The 18,836-nt window shown below is 46.1% G+C and carries 17 protein-coding genes and 1 pseudogene; 4 read left to right on the top strand and 14 right to left on the bottom strand.

Annotated features, from left to right (window positions below; all coding sequences use genetic code 11):
* Window positions 1-50 precede the first annotated feature (50 nt).
* The 4 genes from ACN0R1_RS10710 to ACN0R1_RS10695 form a co-directional block, all read right to left on the bottom strand.
* Window positions 51-686: a TetR/AcrR family transcriptional regulator gene (locus ACN0R1_RS10710; protein WP_417582642.1), complete on the bottom strand. Its 636-nt coding sequence runs from the start codon at window positions 684-686 to the stop codon at window positions 51-53.
* A gap of 157 nt (window positions 687-843) precedes the next feature.
* Window positions 844-1,689: a sugar phosphate isomerase/epimerase family protein gene (locus ACN0R1_RS10705; RefSeq protein ID WP_417582640.1), complete on the bottom strand. Its 846-nt coding sequence runs from the start codon at window positions 1,687-1,689 to the stop codon at window positions 844-846.
* A gap of 18 nt (window positions 1,690-1,707) precedes the next feature.
* Window positions 1,708-2,475, bottom strand: a complete 768-nt coding sequence (locus tag ACN0R1_RS10700) for a 3-ketoacyl-ACP reductase (protein ID WP_417582638.1) — start codon at window positions 2,473-2,475, stop codon at window positions 1,708-1,710.
* Between the two features lie 19 nt (window positions 2,476-2,494).
* Window positions 2,495-3,625, bottom strand: a complete 1,131-nt coding sequence (locus ACN0R1_RS10695) for an acyl-CoA dehydrogenase family protein (RefSeq protein WP_417582636.1) — start codon at window positions 3,623-3,625, stop codon at window positions 2,495-2,497.
* Between the two features lie 253 nt (window positions 3,626-3,878).
* Here ACN0R1_RS10695 and ACN0R1_RS10690 point away from each other — a divergent pair, with 253 nt between their 5' ends.
* Window positions 3,879-5,045 carry a dihydrodipicolinate synthase family protein gene (locus ACN0R1_RS10690; protein WP_417582634.1) on the top strand — a complete coding sequence of 389 codons (1,167 nt, stop codon included), beginning with the start codon at window positions 3,879-3,881 and terminating at the stop codon, window positions 5,043-5,045.
* Between the two features lie 429 nt (window positions 5,046-5,474).
* On the opposite strand, the pseudogene ACN0R1_RS10685 reads toward ACN0R1_RS10690, so the two are convergent.
* The 7 genes and pseudogenes from ACN0R1_RS10685 to pyk form a co-directional block, all read right to left on the bottom strand.
* Window positions 5,475-5,626: pseudogene (locus ACN0R1_RS10685) on the bottom strand (integrase core domain-containing protein); the annotation flags it as partial.
* A gap of 530 nt (window positions 5,627-6,156) precedes the next feature.
* Window positions 6,157-7,176: an ABC transporter permease gene (locus ACN0R1_RS10680; RefSeq protein WP_417582632.1), complete on the bottom strand. Its 1,020-nt coding sequence runs from the start codon at window positions 7,174-7,176 to the stop codon at window positions 6,157-6,159.
* Between the two features lie 15 nt (window positions 7,177-7,191).
* A complete protein-coding gene (locus tag ACN0R1_RS10675; RefSeq protein WP_417582630.1) occupies window positions 7,192-8,697 on the bottom strand; it encodes a sugar ABC transporter ATP-binding protein in 1,506 nt (501 codons plus the stop codon).
* Window positions 8,698-8,704: 7 nt separating this feature from the next.
* The gene (locus ACN0R1_RS10670) at window positions 8,705-9,667 is read right to left on the bottom strand and encodes an ABC transporter permease (protein WP_417582628.1); all 963 of its coding nucleotides are present in this window, start codon (window positions 9,665-9,667) and stop codon (window positions 8,705-8,707) included.
* A gap of 83 nt (window positions 9,668-9,750) precedes the next feature.
* Window positions 9,751-10,860 (bottom strand): sugar ABC transporter substrate-binding protein, encoded by a 1,110-nt coding sequence (locus ACN0R1_RS10665; protein ID WP_417582626.1) that lies wholly within the window; start codon window positions 10,858-10,860, stop codon window positions 9,751-9,753.
* A gap of 456 nt (window positions 10,861-11,316) precedes the next feature.
* Window positions 11,317-12,618 carry a phosphopyruvate hydratase gene (gene eno, locus ACN0R1_RS10660; protein WP_417582624.1) on the bottom strand — a complete coding sequence of 434 codons (1,302 nt, stop codon included), beginning with the start codon at window positions 12,616-12,618 and terminating at the stop codon, window positions 11,317-11,319.
* Window positions 12,619-12,751: 133 nt separating this feature from the next.
* Window positions 12,752-14,197, bottom strand: a complete 1,446-nt coding sequence (gene pyk, locus ACN0R1_RS10655) for a pyruvate kinase (RefSeq protein WP_417582622.1) — start codon at window positions 14,195-14,197, stop codon at window positions 12,752-12,754.
* Window positions 14,198-14,393: 196 nt separating this feature from the next.
* Here pyk and ACN0R1_RS10650 point away from each other — a divergent pair, with 196 nt between their 5' ends.
* The 3 genes from ACN0R1_RS10650 (at window position 14,394) to ACN0R1_RS10640 (ending at window position 17,221) form a co-directional block, all read left to right on the top strand.
* Window positions 14,394-15,554 (top strand): sugar diacid recognition domain-containing protein, encoded by a 1,161-nt coding sequence (locus ACN0R1_RS10650; protein WP_417582620.1) that lies wholly within the window; start codon window positions 14,394-14,396, stop codon window positions 15,552-15,554.
* A gap of 136 nt (window positions 15,555-15,690) precedes the next feature.
* A complete protein-coding gene (locus ACN0R1_RS10645) occupies window positions 15,691-16,824 on the top strand; it encodes a glycerate kinase (protein WP_417582618.1) in 1,134 nt (377 codons plus the stop codon).
* 190 nt (window positions 16,825-17,014) lie between these two features.
* A complete protein-coding gene (locus ACN0R1_RS10640) occupies window positions 17,015-17,221 on the top strand; it encodes a hypothetical protein (protein WP_417582616.1) in 207 nt (68 codons plus the stop codon).
* 11 nt (window positions 17,222-17,232) lie between these two features.
* Here the strand turns inward: ACN0R1_RS10640 and ACN0R1_RS10635 are convergent, their stop codons facing one another.
* From ACN0R1_RS10635 to ACN0R1_RS10625, 3 genes are all read right to left on the bottom strand, one after another.
* Complete coding sequence (locus ACN0R1_RS10635; RefSeq protein WP_417582614.1) at window positions 17,233-17,619, bottom strand: antitoxin Xre-like helix-turn-helix domain-containing protein; 387 nt, start codon at window positions 17,617-17,619, stop codon at window positions 17,233-17,235.
* A 195-nt stretch (window positions 17,620-17,814) separates the two neighbouring features.
* On the bottom strand, window positions 17,815-18,387 hold the full coding sequence (locus ACN0R1_RS10630; RefSeq protein ID WP_417582765.1) for a LysR substrate-binding domain-containing protein: 573 nt from the start codon (window positions 18,385-18,387) through the stop codon (window positions 17,815-17,817).
* Complete coding sequence (locus tag ACN0R1_RS10625; protein ID WP_417582612.1) at window positions 18,387-18,728, bottom strand: LysR family transcriptional regulator; 342 nt, start codon at window positions 18,726-18,728, stop codon at window positions 18,387-18,389. Before ACN0R1_RS10625 ends, ACN0R1_RS10630 begins: the two co-directional genes overlap by 1 nt.
* Window positions 18,729-18,836: the final 108 nt, after the last annotated feature.

Here is an 18,836-nt window from a genome sequence, read left to right as displayed (position 1 = left end):
GCGCTCCTGGATCAGAGGTTTGGTTAGGGAATCTTGATCCAGGGGGAATGTTACGAGCACACAAGTCTTAATATAGTATCAATATTGAAATCAAGACGCTCGGCTTGAGCTTCGGGACTCATAAGGTCACGCTGAAATATGATTGATCCAGTGTGGCGATTGGTTTGATAGTAATAACTGATGCTCGCAATAGTAATTACCAGCTGTACTGGGTCTATGTTATCCCTGAAAATTCCAAGCTTTACACCACGGTTTAGAATTTCCTTCATCATGAGAACAAAGCCTTCATGAACTTCTATGATTTTCTGTGCTTTCTTCAAATGACGGGCTCTATGCAGGTTCTCACTGTTGACCAAGGCGAGAAATTCGGGATTTTTGAGGTAGTAGTCCCATGAAAAACGAACCAATGTTTCAATTGCTTCGATAGGCTCTAGTTGCACAATATTAAGTTTTTTTTCAGCACTACGAATGTCTAGATAAGCTTCTTCTATAACTTTTTGGAATAGCTCTTCCTTGTTACCAAAGTAGTGGTAAATCATGCGTTTGTTGGCTTTTGCTCGATCGGCAATTGTATCAACCCTCGCGCCAGCAAGGCCTTTCAATGCAAACTCTTTTTTTGCTGAGTTGAGGATCCGCTTGCGAGTCTCTTCTGGATCTCTTTTTTGTCGGGGGCTGCTTATAGTCATATAGCTAATATTTCACCTTGTCTGGATTGAGGAGTTATGGGAAAGGATTGTGAGAGGTATAAATTATAAATATACAATCTAATTGCATAGATAGTTATAAAAGAGTGCCGGCAAAAAGGATGCCAGCATTCTTTGGATTAGAGAAAAAAGATATTGGTTAAACATGAGTTTGGAAACGTTCCATACAGGTACGCAGTGTCTCAGCAGGAGATTTTTTCCACCAATTCTTACTGGAAAAAATTTCCACCTCTATGAGTCCGTTATAACCAGCCCTTTCAACCGAGTTGCGGATGGTGGGTAATTGGATGACGCCATCTCCCATCATTCCTCTGTCTGTCAAGAGGTCTTCAGTAGGGACCAGCCAGTCAGATACATGGTATGCCAAAAGGCGGCTACCAGCCTGGGTCAGCTGTTTATCTAGATCTGGATCCCACCAAAGGTGGTAGACATCAGCAGCAATGCCGACTGAACCAGGATGTTCAGCATCAATAATGTCGCACCATTCAATAGCTTGAGATAAGCTGCTCAGGCAGCTGCGATCTCCTACATACATCGGATGTAAGGGTTCAAGTGCTATCGGAACCTGAAGCTCTCGTGCTCTGCCGGCTAACTGGATAAGGCTTTCTAATGTCTGCTGCCGGACATCCTCCAAGCTTGGATTTTCATGGGTGATGCTACCGACTACTGCAACAAAACAATCTGCGCCTAGTGTTGCAGCATCTTCCAGAGCTTTAATATTATCCTGGACAGCGGCCAAGCGTTCTTCCTTGGTGGCCGCTGGAAAGTAGCTGCTGCGACAGTAACCAGTTACTTCCAGGCCCGCATCACGAATTAATCGAGCTGCTTTGTCTACACCGAAAGCTTCCACTTCACGTCGCCAAGGCGCTATGCCGCCGATATTATGAGATGCAAGCAAGTCAACGGTTTTGTCCAACTCCGTCTGGTAGCCGAAAGTCGCTGTATTAATCGATAATAAGTCGAAACGGCCCTTAAGATCTCTCATGCTGGCGCCTCCTTGAGGTCAGAATTTAGGCATCATTAGGCCGCCATCAACACGAATTTCCTGGCCTACGGTATAAGGAAGATTCCCGTTGGCCATGGAAACAGCCACACTGGCGACTTCTTCTGGTTGTCCCCAGCGGGGGATAGAAGTAAGACCCTGTTCGATGAGAACGTCATATTTCGGCTTAGATGGGGCTGTCATCTGTGTTTCGATCAGCCCTGGCTGAATTTCATAGACACCGATACCGGCGCTTGCCAAGCGTTGTGCAAAGAGTCGGCTTCCCATGGATGAGGCTGCCTTGGAAATACAATATTCACCACGGTTAACTGAAACTGCAACGGCATTCGACGATGTGATGTTGATGATCGAACGATGGTGTTTACAAGCATCAGTGGTAAGCATCCTTCGAGCAGCATTTTGTGTCAGGAAAAATGTGCCCCGGGTATTAACCGTATGACAGCGGTCGAAGCTTTCCGTTGATACATCCAGCAAGTCTCCGCGAGACATTACTGAAACACCTGCATTGTTAATTAGGCAGTCCAAACGACCGAAGTGTGCCTGAACCAGGTCTAGCATGGTGTTATGGGTCTCTAAGTCAGCAACATCACCAGGTACTGCAATTACCTGTGCGCCGGTTGCCTGAACTGTTGTGACTGCGTCATTCAAGGCTTTGTCTTCAGGTAATGAATTCAGAGCTACATTGAATCCAGACTGGCCCATTGCGACAGCAATAGCCAGTCCGATACCGCCAGATGCACCAGTGATTAATACTACAGGTTTGGTCATGGTTACGAGTCCTTGTTGATCAAGCCAGCAGCTGGCGAGCAATAATCATGCGCTGAATTTGGTTAGTGCCTTCATAGATCTGAGTGATCTTGGCATCTCGATAAAGGCGCTCAACTTCGAAACCACGGATAAAGCCACTACCACCAAAAATCTGTACAGCATTAGCGCTATGCTGAACAGCGGTGTCTCCTGCGAAACACTTTGCCATCGAGCAGGCTGACGTTGCTTCTTCACCATTGTCGATTTTGTGCGCTGCGTTATGAACCAGCAATCGGGCCGCTTCTGTATCCTTGGCCATATCTGCCAACATGAACTGGACCCCTTGGAAGTCAGCGATATTCTGTCCGAACTGTTTACGCTGTTTTGCATAGTCGACAGCTGCCTCGAGGCCGGCCCTTGCAATTCCAACTGCCAGCGCGCCTATACCGACTCTGCCTTTGTTGAGTGCGCTCATCATCATGTGAAAGCCGCGGTTTTCCTGACCAAGAAGAGCCGATGACGGCAGCTGAACGTTGTCGAAATGCAGCTCTCCTACCTGGGAGGCACGTTGCCCCATCTTGTGTTCTTTCGGTCCTTTGGACACGCCTTCAAGATTACAGTCAACAATAAAAATGCTCATGCCACGATGTCCGGCATCTTTGTCTGTACGAGCAAGAACGAAGGCAACATCTGCGACAGGAGCATTGTGGATCCAAAGCTTAGCTCCATTCAGCAGCCAACCGTTTTCATTGCGGGCTGCTGTGGTTTTGACACCAGAAACGTCAGAGCCGGCACCGGCTTCAGTGATGCAATATGCGCCTCTGCTCTCGGCTCGAAGAAGCTTACCAAGATAGGCGTCGCGCTGTTCCTGGTTACCGTAGTGAGAAAGCAGGGTTGCAAGCAGCTCGACTAGACCGCATTGGTCGGCAACAGAAGCGTAGCCTCGGGAGAGCTCCTCCATAACAACCGCATAGGCTACGGCATCAAGACCTGCACCGCCGTGTTCTTCAGGAATGGCAATACCAAAAAGACCCAGCTCACCCATTTGACTATAGATTTCCGCTGGAAAACGTTCCTCCCGGTCCAGTTCTTCGGCGACTGGGCGGATGACATCATCCGCAAACTTTCGGGTCATGTCACGGATCTGTTCATGTACTTCGGTCATATACATTGTGGTATTTCCTCTTTGGCTAGACGCCGGAATGTTCTGTTGGGCTACTTTACAACAATTCACAAGTAACTAACTAGTTAGATTAATGATTGGTGGTCTCTCGGTCAAGCGAATCAGCATGGGCGTTTCATCGATGATGAACACAGGGCTCTTATGCCACTTACTTGACTTGACAAAATGAAGTATTTTGGTAACTATCCGGATACTTGTAAGTAACCTTTTGGATACTTGTTGGCAACTTGGACGGTAAACGATGACGACTATTCTTCTTCCTCAGGCCGATGGCAGCCTGAATAAATATCAACTCAGCAACGAGGCTCCAGTGCTGGCGCCAGAGAACCCTGAGTTCAACCGCATTGCTTATGCTGCTGCTCATGTGGTTGTTGATCCCCTTCGACAGGGTAGTAGCTGGCTGGACAAGCCGAGTATTGACTGGGAAGCGACGATGGCTTTTCGGCATCACTTATGGAGTCAAGGTTTTAAAATTGCAGAAGCGATGGATACCTCTCAAAGGGGGATGGGCGTGGACTGGCCGACAGCAAAAGAGCTCATTCACCGGAGTCTGGATGAGGCGCGTGCTGTAGATGGAGCAGACCTGGCAGCTGGGGCCGGTACAGATCAACTAAGTGTTGCAGACGTTCAGTCCCTGGATGATGTAGTGGCAGCTTACGAAGAGCAAATGGATGCTATTGAATCAAAAGGTGGTCGCCTTATCCTGATGGCAAGCCGAGCTTTGGCCGCAGTAGCACAATCGGCAGAGGACTATATCCGTGTCTATGATCGTTTGCTGAACCAAGCTCAGGATAAAGTCATCTTGCATTGGCTTGGTGATGTTTTTGATCCGGCCCTGAAAGGATACTGGGGAAGTGAGGATATTGGCCTGGCAATGGGTACAGTATTGCAAATCATTGAATCAAATCGTGAGAAGGTTGATGGCATCAAAATCTCACTTTTGAGTAAAGAGTGGGAAGTTGAGCTCCGGAATCGTTTGCCTGATGGTGTCAAAATGTATACAGGTGATGATTTTAACTATTCCGAGCTTATAGAAGGCGACGGTGAGAAATATTCACATGCACTATTAGGTATCTTTGATGCCATCGCTCCAGCTGCCTCGGCGGCGCTTTGTAAGCTAGCCAAGGGGGATACAAAGGGATACAGGGACTTGTTGGAGCCAACCGTTCCCTTGTCACGTGAAATCTTTAAAGCACCGACACAATATTATAAAGCCGGCGTGGTTTTCCTTGCGTGGCTCAACGGACATCAAAACCACTTTGTAATGGCTGGAGGAATGCAGTCGGCTCGGGAGATTACACACTATTCAAGAGTATTCCAGTTTGCTGATCAGGCGGGCCTACTTAGAGACCGCTCAATGGCAGTGACACGGATGCAGTCGCTCTTGGCTATGTATGGGGTCAACTAATATATCGCCGCCAGCGTGAGTTGGCGGCAGCCTTTTCCAATATAAAGCTCAGGTATATCGCTGGTTAGACTTGTGTTGTACAGTCTAGAGATACTTGGCTTTTTCATACCAAGCCGGATCTGGCTTTAGCACTGAGTCGCTCCGAGTTTCTTAGACACTCTGCAGATTAGAAAATACTGCTTTTCAAAGTCTACTGGCTACGCTCCTGCATTGGAACCATGGCGCTGATTCGAGTTGTAAACATCGCGGTATAAACGGACACGTCACTTCGCGCTTCAGCGTGGCTTGGGCAGATTCTGCCCTTGATTCGCTCACGCTTAAGTATCTGGAATAAGCTCTTGTAAACTTTTCTGTTTTAGTGCCAGTGATTATTGGAGAATCCGGTCGTTAAGTTGGGACTGGAAAGCAGGACGAAATATATCCCTGTAATTCATATGGTCTCTCGCCGTTGTATTTGATAAGCCACTTGCCGGTGATTCCCGCACTTCCGCAAGCATATAGAAATCCAACACCTCCTCACGGTAGGTACGATTAAAGTGTTCGATGTAGGAACTCTGTGTTGGCTTGCCGGGTTCGATGAAGTCCGAACTGCTGTCTACCGCTCACTTTTAGCGGCTTCCACCGCCGACGACGATCTGATTCAGTGTCCTGGTGATCAGAGCCGCCGGCAGGCTCTGATCTATCTCGATAGCCAGTGTTCGAGGTTGAAGTTGTCCATCAGACAGATCCGGCTGGTAGTGATAGACCGAAGGGTGAAGACTTCTCGCTACACGGGCTTACCGGATAATCAAACCGTGCTCTTCTGTACGCATGTGGTCGATCAAGTCCCGATGCTGCGAAGGCTTTAGAGCTTTTTTCGATGACATCCTTCAGGGCGAGGTGCTCCGTCGGCATCGTTGCAATATGCCGGAGAACAACAGTTTTTCCTGGTCCGGTTTTAGGAGAGGGTGTATTTAAAGAATCAGGTGCGATGTAAGACTACCTTTTTGCCTTTTTGAAAAATTCTTGACCGCATTTGGGGTAGTGGCGAGTAATAAGGGAGCTGTAGTGAAAAGGGGCTGCAAAGGGCGGGCTCTGATACAGAGCCCGATTTAATGTCCTTGCTAGAAGGCTACTTCACGACCTTGACCTTTGATCGGTCAATAGTCAGTGCAATTGCGGAGATGAGCACAATGCCAAAGAAGATCTGCTGTGCTTCAGCGGGAACTTCAAGGTAAGTCATGCTTGTACGAATTACTGCTACGATAAGTGCACCGACAAGAGTGTTAAGTACACCACCGATGCCGCCAGTCAACGGTGTACCGCCGACCAATACAGCTACAATTGCGGGCAAAAGGAATTGGTCTGCCATGGTTGGAGAGCCACCCGATAGTCGGGTGGCGAGCATGACGCCAGCAATTGCCGCGAAAGCACCTGAAAGGGCAAATGCCATAATCTTAATTTTTGTTACCTTCAGGCCACTAGCAACTGCTGCTAGTTCGCCAGAGCCTACAGCCTTAAGAGACCTGCCAAAAACTGTACGACGTTCAATAAATAATGCAATCAAGAGGAGGGCAAGAGCAACCAGGATTTCATGTGGAATTCCAGCAGTATTTCCAACCAGCCAGCCCAGGCTTTGTTCGCGCAGATCAGCTGGCATATAGATTGACCGCTGGCCTGATACGACTTGGCCGGTAGCATAGGCAATACCACCTACTGCAAGGGTCGCGATAAAAGATGCGATTTTAAATCTTGTATGTACAATACCCGATATCATGCCGTAGAACGCACCGATGAGTACGGCGGCTAAAGCAGCACCAACACCAAGAGACGGTAATAGAAGTGCAACAATAACAGTGGTCATGCTGGCAACAGACTGAGATGAAAGGTCAATGCCGGCAATATATATCACGAATGTCATACCCAATGCCATAATGAATAGAGTTGAGATATCCTGCGCTGTTTGGAGCAGGTTTTCTATTCTTATAAAAGCCGGGTCATAAAGGCTAATTAACACAACAAGGCTGAAAAGTGTAATATATGGCAGATACTTTGTAATCTGCGTTTTATTTATTTTTTTGTGTTTTCTTTCTGATGTAGCTTCAGATTCTAGAGTAGTACCCGGAGCCTGGATTGTTTTACTTTTAGTCATTATTAGACTCCTATTTCAAATCATATAGTGCAGCAGGTCATACTGATCAGGCTGATTGCTTTCACCGCTTTTAAACCACTTCTGAATTTTTCCATCCTTGAAAACAGCAATTGTATGCGCTAATCCAAGCGCTTCTTCAAGTGTGTCAGCAATTAAAATAACACCACAGCCATCATCACACATCTCCCGGACCATATCATAGACATCTTCCTTAGCACCGATATCTAGGCCACGAGTTGGATGGTCCAATAGAATGATTTTTGCTCCAGCGCTTCTCCATTTCGCCAAAACTACTTTCTGCTGGTTTCCACCAGAAAGATTTCCACAGTTTGTATCAATATTGGCTGTTTTTATTGAAAGTTTTTTAACCCAGTCTTGTGCCAAATTTCGTTCAATGGAGGGTTTGAGTACGCCCCAGGTGCTGTAGTCGTTCATGTTTGCCAGTGTCATGTTTTCAACGACTGACATGCCTCCTACAATACCTTCAATTTTTCGTTCACGCGGAATATACCCAATACCATTTTTTACGCCATTGTATGCACTAAAGTTAAAGACCTGACTCCCATTAAGAAATAGTTTGCCGTTGCTAGGGTGTTCCAATCCGAATATGCTGCGGATAACACCTTCGGTTCCACAACCTTCAGTGCCGACCAGAGCTAAGACTTCACCTGCTCGGAGCTTAATGGATACATCCTGGAATTCTCCGTCTTTACCCAACCCCTGTGTTTCGACCAAAACTTCATCCTGCTTATAGGGGCTTTTTTTATCTTCACGGTAGTAGCGTTTATCTATTTCACGCCCCACCATTTTGTGCTGGATTGCATCAACATCACAGTTCTCACTGTCAACGACATCTACAACTTCACCATCTTTCATTACATAGATGCGATCAGATAGCTCAATCACCTCATCCATGCGGTGTGAGACAAAGACAAAAGAGGCTCGGCTACGCAGCTCTCTAACCAGGTCAAAGAGTAGTTCGATTTCTTTACGCGGTAATACAGAGGTCGGTTCGTCAAGCAATATAACAAGGTCGCCTTTGACCCGCTCTTCGAGAGTCAATACTTTGGCAAGTTCAACCAACTGACGTTGGGTAAACGATAGCTCTGATGTTGTAGTATAAGGGTCAATATCAAGCTTTACTTTTTTAAGTTGATCGCGTGCAGCGGAAGCCATCTTTCGCCAGTTAATGATTCCCAGCGTCATGAACTGATCTTCAAAGCCGAGGAAAATATTTTCCATTACAGACAGGTTCGTGATCAGAGACTGCTCTTGGAAAACCATCCCAATGCCATTTTCCATGGCGTCACGAGGATTCTTGAAAACAACAGGCTTTTCGTTTATTAGAACCTCACCACCATCGTGCTGATAGGCTCCATAAATAACCTTCATCAAGGTGGATTTTCCAGCACCATTCTCGCCGACAAGCCCTACAATCTCGCCACGCTTGATTTCGAAGTCAATTCCTTTAAGGGCTCGAACCCCTGGAAATGTCTTCTCTACTTTTTTAAATTGCAGCATGGCAGCCTCACTTAACGAGTTGAACTGATTTACGATTAGTAGCTACAGCTACAGAAAGGATAACTAGAACACCGAGTACACCTTCTTGAATGTAGGTCGGTAAACCAGCAAGAACCATTCCATTGCTGATAACTGCAACTATTAGTACGCCTGTAAGGGTCTGCCAGATACCACCGATACCACCAATAAGAGCTGTGCCACCAACAACAACGGATGTAATTGAAACAAACATAAAACCGGTGCCAAGATTACTTGCAACAGAGCCTATCTGTGCGACAGCAAACATAGCACCTAATGCATAAAAGGCACCGGCAAGTGCAAATGCAATGATTCGTACACGCTCAACTTTTACACCGGATGCATGGGCAAGCTCTTCACCACCACCTATAGCGTAAAGGTTGCGGCCAAGCGCTGTTTTTTTCTGAATGAAGTAGGCCAGTAGCAGTGCAGCGAAGGCTACATAAACCATCAGAGGAAAGCCAAAGAAACGCTCGGTTAGCAGTAAGCGAAATACTTGGTCATTAGCGGAAATTCTGATTCCACCAGTCATAACCATTGTCAGCCCAATACAGGAAAAACCGATGCCAAGGCTAGCGAGAAAAGAAGGTATTTTAAGTTTTACATGAATGAATCCATTTACAAGCCCTAGTGCTATACCTATAAGGATAGAAGCGGGAATAGCAAGAAACCCCCATTCAAGGAAACTATTAAATTCTAGCATTATCATCGCTAAAGCTGCGCCACAGAAAGCCATGATCCCTTCCATGGATAGGTCAATAGAGCCCATGATGATGATAAATGTAACACCTATAGCCAGCATCAAAGGTGCTGCAGATGCAGTAGTAAGGCGAGCAAAGTTTCGCACTGACAAAAAGTTAGGATTAATAATGGATACGACTACACAAAGTACAATAAGTACAATGAGAGGTGCCCATCTTTGCAGAAAGTCTTTATTAAATGAAGTAAGCATTTTGTTGCCTGGATATTTCGTTAAGGAAAAATTAATAAGGTGGTAGCAGAATTTTCTACCACCTTACAAACCCCTTTTATATATCAGAGTTTTTCGTAGCTGATTTGTCCGCTAGAAAACTTCCAGAAATCTTTCCAGTCATATTCTGGTATCTGAGCAATTTGCTCCTCATACCATTTTTTCGCATCTTTCTGTGTAATCAAAATAGCTGGACCAAGGAATTCACGATGTTCATGTGGTTCAGCGGATGGTTTATAAGTACCAATAGCAGCATGATAAGCAAGGGATAGTGCAATACCACCGGCCCAATATGGGTTGGTGCTAACAGTGCAAAGTACCTCACCGCCAATAATCAATTTCACTACATCTGCTGCACCATCAAATGAGACAATCGGAATCTGACCAGCCAAGCCTTCGGCACGTAATGCTTCAAGAATACCCAGTGTCATCGAATCGTTTGAAGAGAAAATCCCTTTAATCTCATCACCGAAACGAGTCAACATGGTTGCCATCACGTTATTGGCTTTGGTTGTACTCCAGTCTGCGGCCTGCCAATCCAGCAGCTCGACTTCGGGATAATTTTCCAGGACTTTTAGTAGGCCGGCTTTTCGTTCGATAGCAGGGATATTGGATGCAATACCACCGATACCGACAATGCCACCTTTACCGCCAATTGCCTCCATGAGAATTTCAGCAACCTCTTGAGCCGGTTTGTAATCAGACCAGCTAATGTGACAAACATAGTTGTCCCCAAATTCCCAAGGATGCAGGTCGTCAGTTTTGTTCCAGATAGTGCTAACAAAACCGCCCTTTTCTGCACAGGCCTGAACAATTGATCGGGCGTTTGGTGAGTCGTTGGCATCAACTGAAAGAGCCAGGTTTCCTCTTGTCTTGGAAAGCAACGCTTTTACATCCGCCAGGATCTTTTCGTTGTTGCCGCCGTGGATCAGGTGGGTCATGTCGAGTCCAACAGACTTGGCAAAGTTTTCCCCACCAGAAGCGATTGAGTTCCAGTAAGGGTTATCAGGTGTCCGGTAGCCCCAAGCCAAAGTAGGAGTTGTTGAAGCCATAGCCATCCCTGCTGGGCCTATCATTGAAGCAGCTGCCACACCACCAATGCCAAGAGAGGTCTTGAGCAGAAAGTCTCTGCGAGACAACTTACTTTCTTCAACGAATTTTTTCATAAAAGACATGGCAATTTTTCCTCTTATTATCTTCACCATTCAGCGCGATCGCTGTGATCTCAAGATCAATCATTCAACTTGCCTAATAACTAACTAGTTATTTAGTGGTGTCATTTATAGCACTCTAGGTGTCGCTTAGCAACACGGTTTTGACGCTTATCAACTCAAGCCAGTCGTTGCACCATCCATGTGCTTGAATTTAGCTCTGCATTGCAGAGCTGTGTGGCTTCTTGCGGGAGGGGGGAGGAGGCGCATACGGTGAAAGGAAAGAAGGGGCAGATTCGTTTACTGATGGAGCTGAGAGGGGGGAGAGGGTCAGTTTATTCTAGCATTGAGGTCAGTAACAGGCCTGAAAGTCTGGATCTTGACAGCAGGGCCAGCCTCGTTTTGAGGCTGGCCCTGCCAACTCTGCTCATGGTTTAAGGTCGGGTTACCACTGATCCTGCCGTGAAAGCTCTCAAGGAACTAACCTGCAACCTTGAGTTCTATCAAGCCGTTATAAACCGCGCCGGCACCCAGCTCTTCCGTGATGCGCAGCAGGCGGTTGTACTTGGCCACACGGTCGGAACGGCACAGAGATCCGGTCTTGATCTGGCCCGCTGCTGTACCCACTGCCAGATCGGCAATGGTGGTGTCTTCGGTTTCACCGGAGCGGTGAGAGATAACAACAGTGTAACCGGCATCCTTGGCCATCTTGATCGCATCCAGGGTTTCGGACAGAGAGCCGATCTGGTTGAACTTGATCAGAATGGAGTTACCGATGGACTTGTCGATACCTTCCTTCAGGATCTTGGTGTTGGTTACGAACAGGTCGTCACCGACCAGCTGTACCTTGTCACCGATCTTGCGGGTCAGGCTGGCCCAGCCGTCCCAGTCGGATTCGTCCATGCCATCTTCGATGGAGACGATCGGATAGTTTTCGCACAACTGCGCCAGGTAGTCACCGAAACCTTCAGCATCGAACACCTTGCCTTCACCGGCCAGGTCGTACTTGCCATCCTTGTAGAACTCGGAAGAGGCACAGTCCAGCGCCAGGGTCACATCAGTACCCAGCTTGTAGCCGGCATTGTCGATCGCTTCCTTGATCACAACCAGGGCTTCTTCGTTGGAACCCAGGTTCGGCGCGAAACCACCTTCGTCACCCACTGCAGTGTTCAGGCCGCGTGCCTTGAGAACAGATTTCAGGGCGTGGAAGATCTCAGCGCCGCAACGCAGGGCATCACCAAAGTTGTCGAAGCTCACCGGCTGAACCATGAACTCCTGGATATCAACGTTGTTATCCGCGTGCTCACCACCGTTGAGGATGTTCATCATCGGTACCGGCATGGAGAACTGACCCGCAGTGCCGTTGATGTCGGCAATGTGCGCGTACAGGGGAATGCCTTTTTCGGTCGCAGCCGCTTTCGCCGCTGCCAGAGACACCGCCAGAATGGCATTGGCGCCCAGGTTGGATTTGTTTTCGGTACCGTCCAGCGCCAGCATCTTGTCATCCAGCGCACGCTGGTCGGTTACGTCCATGCCGACCAGGGCTTCACGGATTGCACCGTTAATCGCAGCAACCGCTTTCTGAACGCCCTTGCCCAGGTAACGGGACTTGTCGCCGTCACGCAGTTCCAGTGCTTCACGGGAACCGGTCGATGCACCGGACGGTGCGCAGGCAGAACCCACCACGCCGGAAGCCAGGATCACGTCCGCTTCAACCGTCGGGTTACCACGTGAATCCAGAACTTCACGTCCAAGAATGTTTGAGATGTGGAAGTCCAGCATATGCCCTCCTATTTGTTAAGCAGGTGATAATTTAGATCTGGCTATACCGGTTGAAAGTCAGTATGAAAACTGGTTCCTGTTCGATATGATTGCCGTAGAACTAATATTTTCTTTAAAAAAATATTTTTCTGTCTTATAAAATATTATCGCCTACGCGAACTATCTTCATTGTGTTTGTGCCGCCGTGTACATTGAGGTAATCGCCTTTAGTCATAACTACAAGATCACCATCTTTCGCTTCATTGAATGAAACAAGGCTGTTAACGGCACGTTGATTGATTTCACTTTTGTAAATCCTGGATGTATCAAACTCTAAGGGTTTAACTCCCCGATAAAGTGCAACACGTCGCAAAGTTTCTTCATTCGGAGAAAGCGCAAATATTGGAAGACCGGAGCTCAATCGTGACATCAATAGGGGGGTTGCCCCGGTTTCGGTCAGACAAACTAAAGCCTTAACACCAGACAAGTGATTAGCCGCGTACATCGCTGCTAAGCCAATTGTTTCATCAATCTTGCTAAATGTTTGATTCAATCGATAACTGGAATTTCTAACCAAAGGGTGCTTCTCGGTACCCATGATGATGCGGACCATCGTTTCAACAGCTTCTATAGGATATTGGCCTGCTGCTGTTTCTGCCGAAAGCATTACAGCATCTGTACCATCTAATACTGCATTGGCAATATCTGATACTTCTGCCCTGGTTGGCATAGGGCTGTTAATCATGGATTCCATCATCTGGGTAGCTGTAATTACTACCTTATTTCGCTTCCTGGCATTTTCGATGATTTGCTTCTGAACACTGATTAGTTCGGCATCGCCAATTTCTACACCTAAGTCACCTCGTGCTACCATAACACCATCAGCAGCATCTATGATTTCATGTAGTGTTTCGAGGCTGCTAACAGCCTCTGCCCTTTCGATTTTTGCAATAATGCCCGCAATACTGCCTGTCTGAGCTAAAAGCTTTCTTGCATGTTCTATATCAGAAGCATACCTAGGAAAAGATACGGCAAGGTAATCAACCCCAATTATATTTGCTAATGAAATGTCTTTTTTATCCTTTTCAGTTAGGGCGTCGGCAGAAAGACCACCGCCTTTTCTATTAATACCTTTGTTGTTTGAAAGCTTTCCGCCTACTGATACTTTACAATGGATTTCATTGTTTTTGATGGATTCTATTTCCAGTATGATTCGTCCATCATCAAGTAAAAGAGTATCACCTGAAGAGCAGTCGTTTGCCAATTCTGGATAATCAACACCAACTCTCTCCAGTGTCCCAGATTCTTTATCAAGGTTGGTGTCAAGAATGAAACCTTGTCCTTCCTTTAGTATTATTTGCCCTTCTTTAAAGCGTGATATTCTAATTTTTGGACCCTGAAGGTCACCCAAGATGGCAACATGTCGGCTGTGTTTGGCTGCAGCTTCTCGAACATATGCGGCGCGTTGAATATGCTCATCGTTAGAGCCATGAGAAAAGTTGAGTCGGACAGTATCAACACCTGCCAGAATGAGTTGTTCTATTTTCTCTGGGGAGTTACACGCAGGGCCAAGTGTGGCTACTATTTTTGTGCGCCTCATGATCTTGAATCTCCAGTTGCTCGCATTAATAATGCTAATTATGAGCCTGTTTAGATCATGAAGCTTCGTGCATAAGAACGAAAAAAAGCTGGAACTATCTGTTTATTTTGTAGAGATGCACAATAGCCTCTATGCTCTCTTTGGGCACTAGCATGTTGTGCTAGACTATTGGTAGTTAATTTTAGTGAGAATTCTAATGCTACTGGATCAGTATGTTGCCCAAAAAATTGTTGATAGGGCAATGAAAATATGTGGTTTCAACATCAATGTGATGGATAGGAATGGCCTCATTATTGGATCAGGCGATGAAGGCCGTATCGGGAGAGTCCACGAAGGAGCCTTGAGAGTTATATCTAGTAGAGGGGAGATAGATATTCATATTGATCGTGAGAGCTCGATTGATGGTGTCAAAAGTGGATTGAATATACCTATATTTAGTCAGGGAGATATTGTTGGTGTTGTAGGCATTACTGGTAACCCGGAACGTGTTAGAAAGTATGCTGACTTGGTGGCGATGACGGCTGAGCTTGTGGTTGAGCAGGCCCTGATAGCAACAGAAGTGCAATGGGATCGGCGTCAACGGGAAGAGGTGCTGCTTAGGCTTGTTGAGGGTGGGCCGTTTGATAGTTTCTTTTCTGACAGAGAGTACAGGTTGGGGCTTGATCTGGATACCCCATCGGTTGTTGTCGTTATGCATATCGGAAGTGATGATTTAAGAGGTGAAAAGGACTTTCAGCGTGTCCAGAGAATTTATGAATCTTGGAATAAAAATCTATCATCAATCGAAATTAGTGGCATGATATCTGCCAGTCATATTGTTCAGCTTCGGTCGTTGAATTGTTTGAAATATAAGAAGACTATAGAAGGCCTGCGTGAGAGTGTAATAAATGAGTTTAACTATATAAGGGAAAATTTTACATGTGATTTAACGGTTTCTGTAGGCGTCGTTGCCAGTAGTAGAGAAGATATAATATCTTCTTATCAGTCTGCTATGGATATGCTTGAGATGAATTTGGAACGTGATCGGAAAGTCTATTTTGCGGCTGATTTTTTTTTGGATTTGTATATATATCAGGCTCGAAACAATCCTTCCTCACTTCCTTTTTTGGAAAGATTCGTTTTTTTGGATAAGAAAGATTCAAGTGGTGTTTTATTTAAGACGCTAAAAGTTTTTTTTGAGGAGGATTGTGACTATACGCGATGTTCTGAGCGTTTGTTCATACACAGGAATACGTTGAGGTATAGGTTGGGTAAAATATCGGATTACCTTGAACTTGATGTCAGCTCTTGGCGGTCTATGATGGAATGCTATATCGCTGCTCGTTTATATGAATATAAAATCAATGGTAGAGGGTGATTTTTTATTTATAGCTTGTTTTTGTACTCTTGCACAATTCTTTAGTATCTCGTGGTCTGATATCTGTGCCTCCTGCCAAAGTAAGCTATCGTACTTTGAACGATAATGCTCAAGGTGATTAGGCTAGGACAGAGATATGAAAATAGTTATAGCGCCAGATTCGTTTAAGGAAAGCCTTACTGCGATTGAGGCCGCCTCCTCGATTGCTGAAGGGATGGCTTCAGTTCTTACAGATGCTGAAATAGTACAAGTGCCGGTTGCAGATGGTGGTGAGGGCACAACTGATGCGCTGGTAACTGCGACCAATGGATATTGGTTTACTTCGCGCGTGAGCGATCCTCTGGGCAACTGCATTAATGCTAGATGGGCAATGCTGGGTGATGGAAAGACGGCTGTAATCGAAGCGGCAGCTGCTTCCGGCCTGGACCTGGTTGAGCCAGGCTCTCGTAACCCTTGGCTAGCTACCTCTCGTGGTACGGGGGAACTCATTCTTGCTGCACTCGATCATGGTGCTCGTCATTTCATTGTGGGGCTAGGTGGAACGGCTACTAATGATGCTGGTGCCGGTTTGTTACAAGCCTTAGGTGCCCGCCTTTTAGATGAACAGGGTCAAGACCTGTCTCTAGGTGGTGGTGCATTATCAAGGCTCGTTACCATCGATCTTAATAGCCTGGATGAGCGTTTATTTGATGCTCGGTTTGAAATAGCTTGTGATGTCGATAATCCCTTGGTTGGTGCGAATGGAGCTTCTGCTGTTTTTGGGCCTCAGAAAGGGGCTGATGATGGTATGGTGAAGCTCTTGGATGAAAGCCTTAGGCATTTTGGGCAGGTTCTCGAGCGTATTACATCAAAACATATCTTGAACACTCCAGGGGCAGGAGCTGCTGGTGGCTTAGGTGCAATGTTCTTGGCCTTCTTCAATTCAAATCTCAGGAGCGGAATTGATATTGTATTGGATGCTGTATCTATCGATAGGCATTTTGAAGATGCTGATTTGGTAGTGACCGGTGAGGGCCGAATTGATGGTCAATCTGTGCGTGGAAAAACACCAATTGGTGTGGCCAGGAGGGCTCGGGAACATGGCATCCCTGTTGTAGTCATTGCAGGCTCTGTATCTAAAGATGTTGATGCTGTGTACCGAGAGGGGGTTAATGCAGTTTTTAGTATTACGCAAGGTGTTACCGACCTGTCAAGTGCGTTGAAAGATGGCGCTGTTAACCTAAGGTTTACAGCTGAGAATATTGCTAGAGTTCTGCAGGTAAAGTTATGAATAAGTCTATCTACCCTAGCTGACGTACTCGCAACAATTTCCAAGCGCGCTGGTACACTTTGATAGGCTCATTTAGCAATTAGCTGTCATGTATATTTTGCCTCAGCCTGCTACCCTTTATGGACAGACTGGTAAGACCGCATTTACTTGTTACTTGTGGTGTTCGGCAAGTAATCAAAGAAAGGAAGTCATGGCAAAAAGTAAGCCATTTTCAAAGCCATCAAGCTTGGTCAAAGGCCCTCGAGGGGACCGCGATGGATGTGAAATCGTAGAGCTAAGCCCCAAAGAGCAAGTTGAGATTATCAATGCAATTATGAAGGCGGCTCAGTTGAACGCTGGCCTACTTGAAATTTCAATAAAAATTAAGGAGGATTACGGTATTTTCATCAAGCCATAAGCTATTTATTGTTAAGTTAGGTTTAATCTTCGCATTACTTCATATAGATTCACGACTTTACCCTGAGTCATAACGTCCATAGCACTACGGCCATCAAAGAAAGTGGAGCTGTTTGGCTTCTTTACCCACCCATAGACAGAAGCCGGATCTGAAAACTGTGTTCTCAGCAGTGCATGGATATTGAGCAGATATGAAAGACGTTCCATGGTGTCCAGTGAAATGTCTATCGGGTCGCGTTGGTAATCGTAAAATACGGCTTCGGTTTCAACTCCCAGCAGTGCCATCTTCTCTTCTGTGGTGCACCCCCATTTTTCCAATATGTTTAACACTGCTAGCAATGCAGCATGACGCTGTTGCTGGGGCACGAGGCTGCTAGCTGTAAATGTTGATTTACCCATGGTTAGGTAATACCTCCGAGTCCCATGTTGGGTCGTTCGTGATTGTGATACCAAAGCCGCCGAGGGCGCAATCCCGAATTTATTCGGTGTTGACAAACAGATCTGAGAACAGTTTAGCACACAGTCCAATTCTAACGTTCAATGTAGGTGTTCTTACTGAGTTATAGGTTTGGCTTCGTCCTGAATATCATAGACTTAACCCCCACATTTCTCTATTAGAGCCCCTTCGGGTAGAAGGTTTATAAATTGATCAACAAATTGATTTACAAGCGGACTAGGCGCAGAGACAGGTGGGTACATCAGATGGAATTCGTAAAACATAGGAGTCCTCAGCGGTAGATAGCATAAGTTTGGCTGCTTGTTCTGGGTAGCATTAATCTGATCAACAATAGAAATACCATGCCCTCTGGCTACTAAGTTGCAAACCACTTGGGACAGTGATGCTTGTATCCGACGTTTTGGATTGACTCGTTTAGCATTACAAAGGTTGTTGAATTTTTTGCTGATGTGGCTACTGGGGTTGAGCTCAATGAATGTTTCACCATCCATGTCCTCTATGCCTATGTCGCTTAGATCTGAGAATGGATGGTTGCGGTGACAAATACAGACGCAGGGGATCTGAATGTGTAGGTGGCGCTCTGGTGTAATGAACTGAGGCACTAAATTTGTTTGAACGAAGCCTAGATCAACCCGATGTTCCTGAAGTAGATCAACGACCATTGGAGATGAGTGAATTTCAATATGTAGGGCGATATCAGGATGTAGCATCAGCATCGATCAACAACCTCTGGAATCATTGAGCCACCTAATGCTGGCATTGCTGCGATTCTTAATCGCCCGGACTGAAGCTCCTGGAGCTGTTTCGCAGCATGCCTAATCTTTTCGAAACCAATAAATGATCGCTCAACTTCTTGGAAGAGCGTCAACGCTTCGTGCGTTGGAGTCATACGCCCCTTTTCTCGGGTAAATAAAGTGAGCCCGAGCTCATCGCTCAGATCTTTGATCATTCGACTTACGGCTGGTTGAGAGATATCTAGTGTCAACGCTGCGGCAGTAAGACTGCCGTTGAGCACAACTTCTCGGAAAGCCTCAATCTGTCTTGGAGTCATTGTTCATAGCCTCTCAAATAAACATAACATTAGGTTATGATAAATTCATTTTAATTGCATTTGTGTGTGGTAATGTTTTGTTCCGTAGGCGCATGTTTTAGGCGATTC

This window comes from Nitrincola sp. (assembly GCF_048264025.1).
Taxonomy (GTDB): domain Bacteria; phylum Pseudomonadota; class Gammaproteobacteria; order Pseudomonadales; family Balneatricaceae; genus Nitrincola.
Note: the sequence above shows the minus strand (reverse complement) of the source record. Positions and strands in the feature narration are given on the sequence as shown.

Coding starts and splice junctions, on each gene's coding strand:
- ACN0R1_RS10675 (WP_417582630.1), bottom strand. CDS start 8,697: ATGCTGCAATTTAAAAAAGTAGAGAAGACATTTCCAGGGGTTCGAGCC.
- ACN0R1_RS10635 (WP_417582614.1), bottom strand. CDS start 17,619: ATGGGTAAATCAACATTTACAGCTAGCAGCCTCGTGCCCCAGCAACAG.
- ACN0R1_RS10625 (WP_417582612.1), bottom strand. CDS start 18,728: ATGACTCCAAGACAGATTGAGGCTTTCCGAGAAGTTGTGCTCAACGGC.
- ACN0R1_RS10640 (WP_417582616.1), top strand. CDS start 17,015: ATGGCAAAAAGTAAGCCATTTTCAAAGCCATCAAGCTTGGTCAAAGGC.
- ACN0R1_RS10645 (WP_417582618.1), top strand. CDS start 15,691: ATGAAAATAGTTATAGCGCCAGATTCGTTTAAGGAAAGCCTTACTGCG.
- ACN0R1_RS10700 (WP_417582638.1), bottom strand. CDS start 2,475: ATGACCAAACCTGTAGTATTAATCACTGGTGCATCTGGCGGTATCGGA.
- ACN0R1_RS10630 (WP_417582765.1), bottom strand. CDS start 18,387: ATGCTACATCCTGATATCGCCCTACATATTGAAATTCACTCATCTCCA.
- ACN0R1_RS10670 (WP_417582628.1), bottom strand. CDS start 9,667: ATGCTTACTTCATTTAATAAAGACTTTCTGCAAAGATGGGCACCTCTC.
- pyk (WP_417582622.1), bottom strand. CDS start 14,197: ATGAGGCGCACAAAAATAGTAGCCACACTTGGCCCTGCGTGTAACTCC.
- ACN0R1_RS10690 (WP_417582634.1), top strand. CDS start 3,879: ATGACGACTATTCTTCTTCCTCAGGCCGATGGCAGCCTGAATAAATAT.
- eno (WP_417582624.1), bottom strand. CDS start 12,618: ATGCTGGACTTCCACATCTCAAACATTCTTGGACGTGAAGTTCTGGAT.
- ACN0R1_RS10710 (WP_417582642.1), bottom strand. CDS start 686: ATGACTATAAGCAGCCCCCGACAAAAAAGAGATCCAGAAGAGACTCGC.
- ACN0R1_RS10695 (WP_417582636.1), bottom strand. CDS start 3,625: ATGTATATGACCGAAGTACATGAACAGATCCGTGACATGACCCGAAAG.
- ACN0R1_RS10680 (WP_417582632.1), bottom strand. CDS start 7,176: ATGACTAAAAGTAAAACAATCCAGGCTCCGGGTACTACTCTAGAATCT.
- ACN0R1_RS10705 (WP_417582640.1), bottom strand. CDS start 1,689: ATGAGAGATCTTAAGGGCCGTTTCGACTTATTATCGATTAATACAGCG.
- ACN0R1_RS10665 (WP_417582626.1), bottom strand. CDS start 10,860: ATGTCTTTTATGAAAAAATTCGTTGAAGAAAGTAAGTTGTCTCGCAGA.
- ACN0R1_RS10650 (WP_417582620.1), top strand. CDS start 14,394: ATGCTACTGGATCAGTATGTTGCCCAAAAAATTGTTGATAGGGCAATG.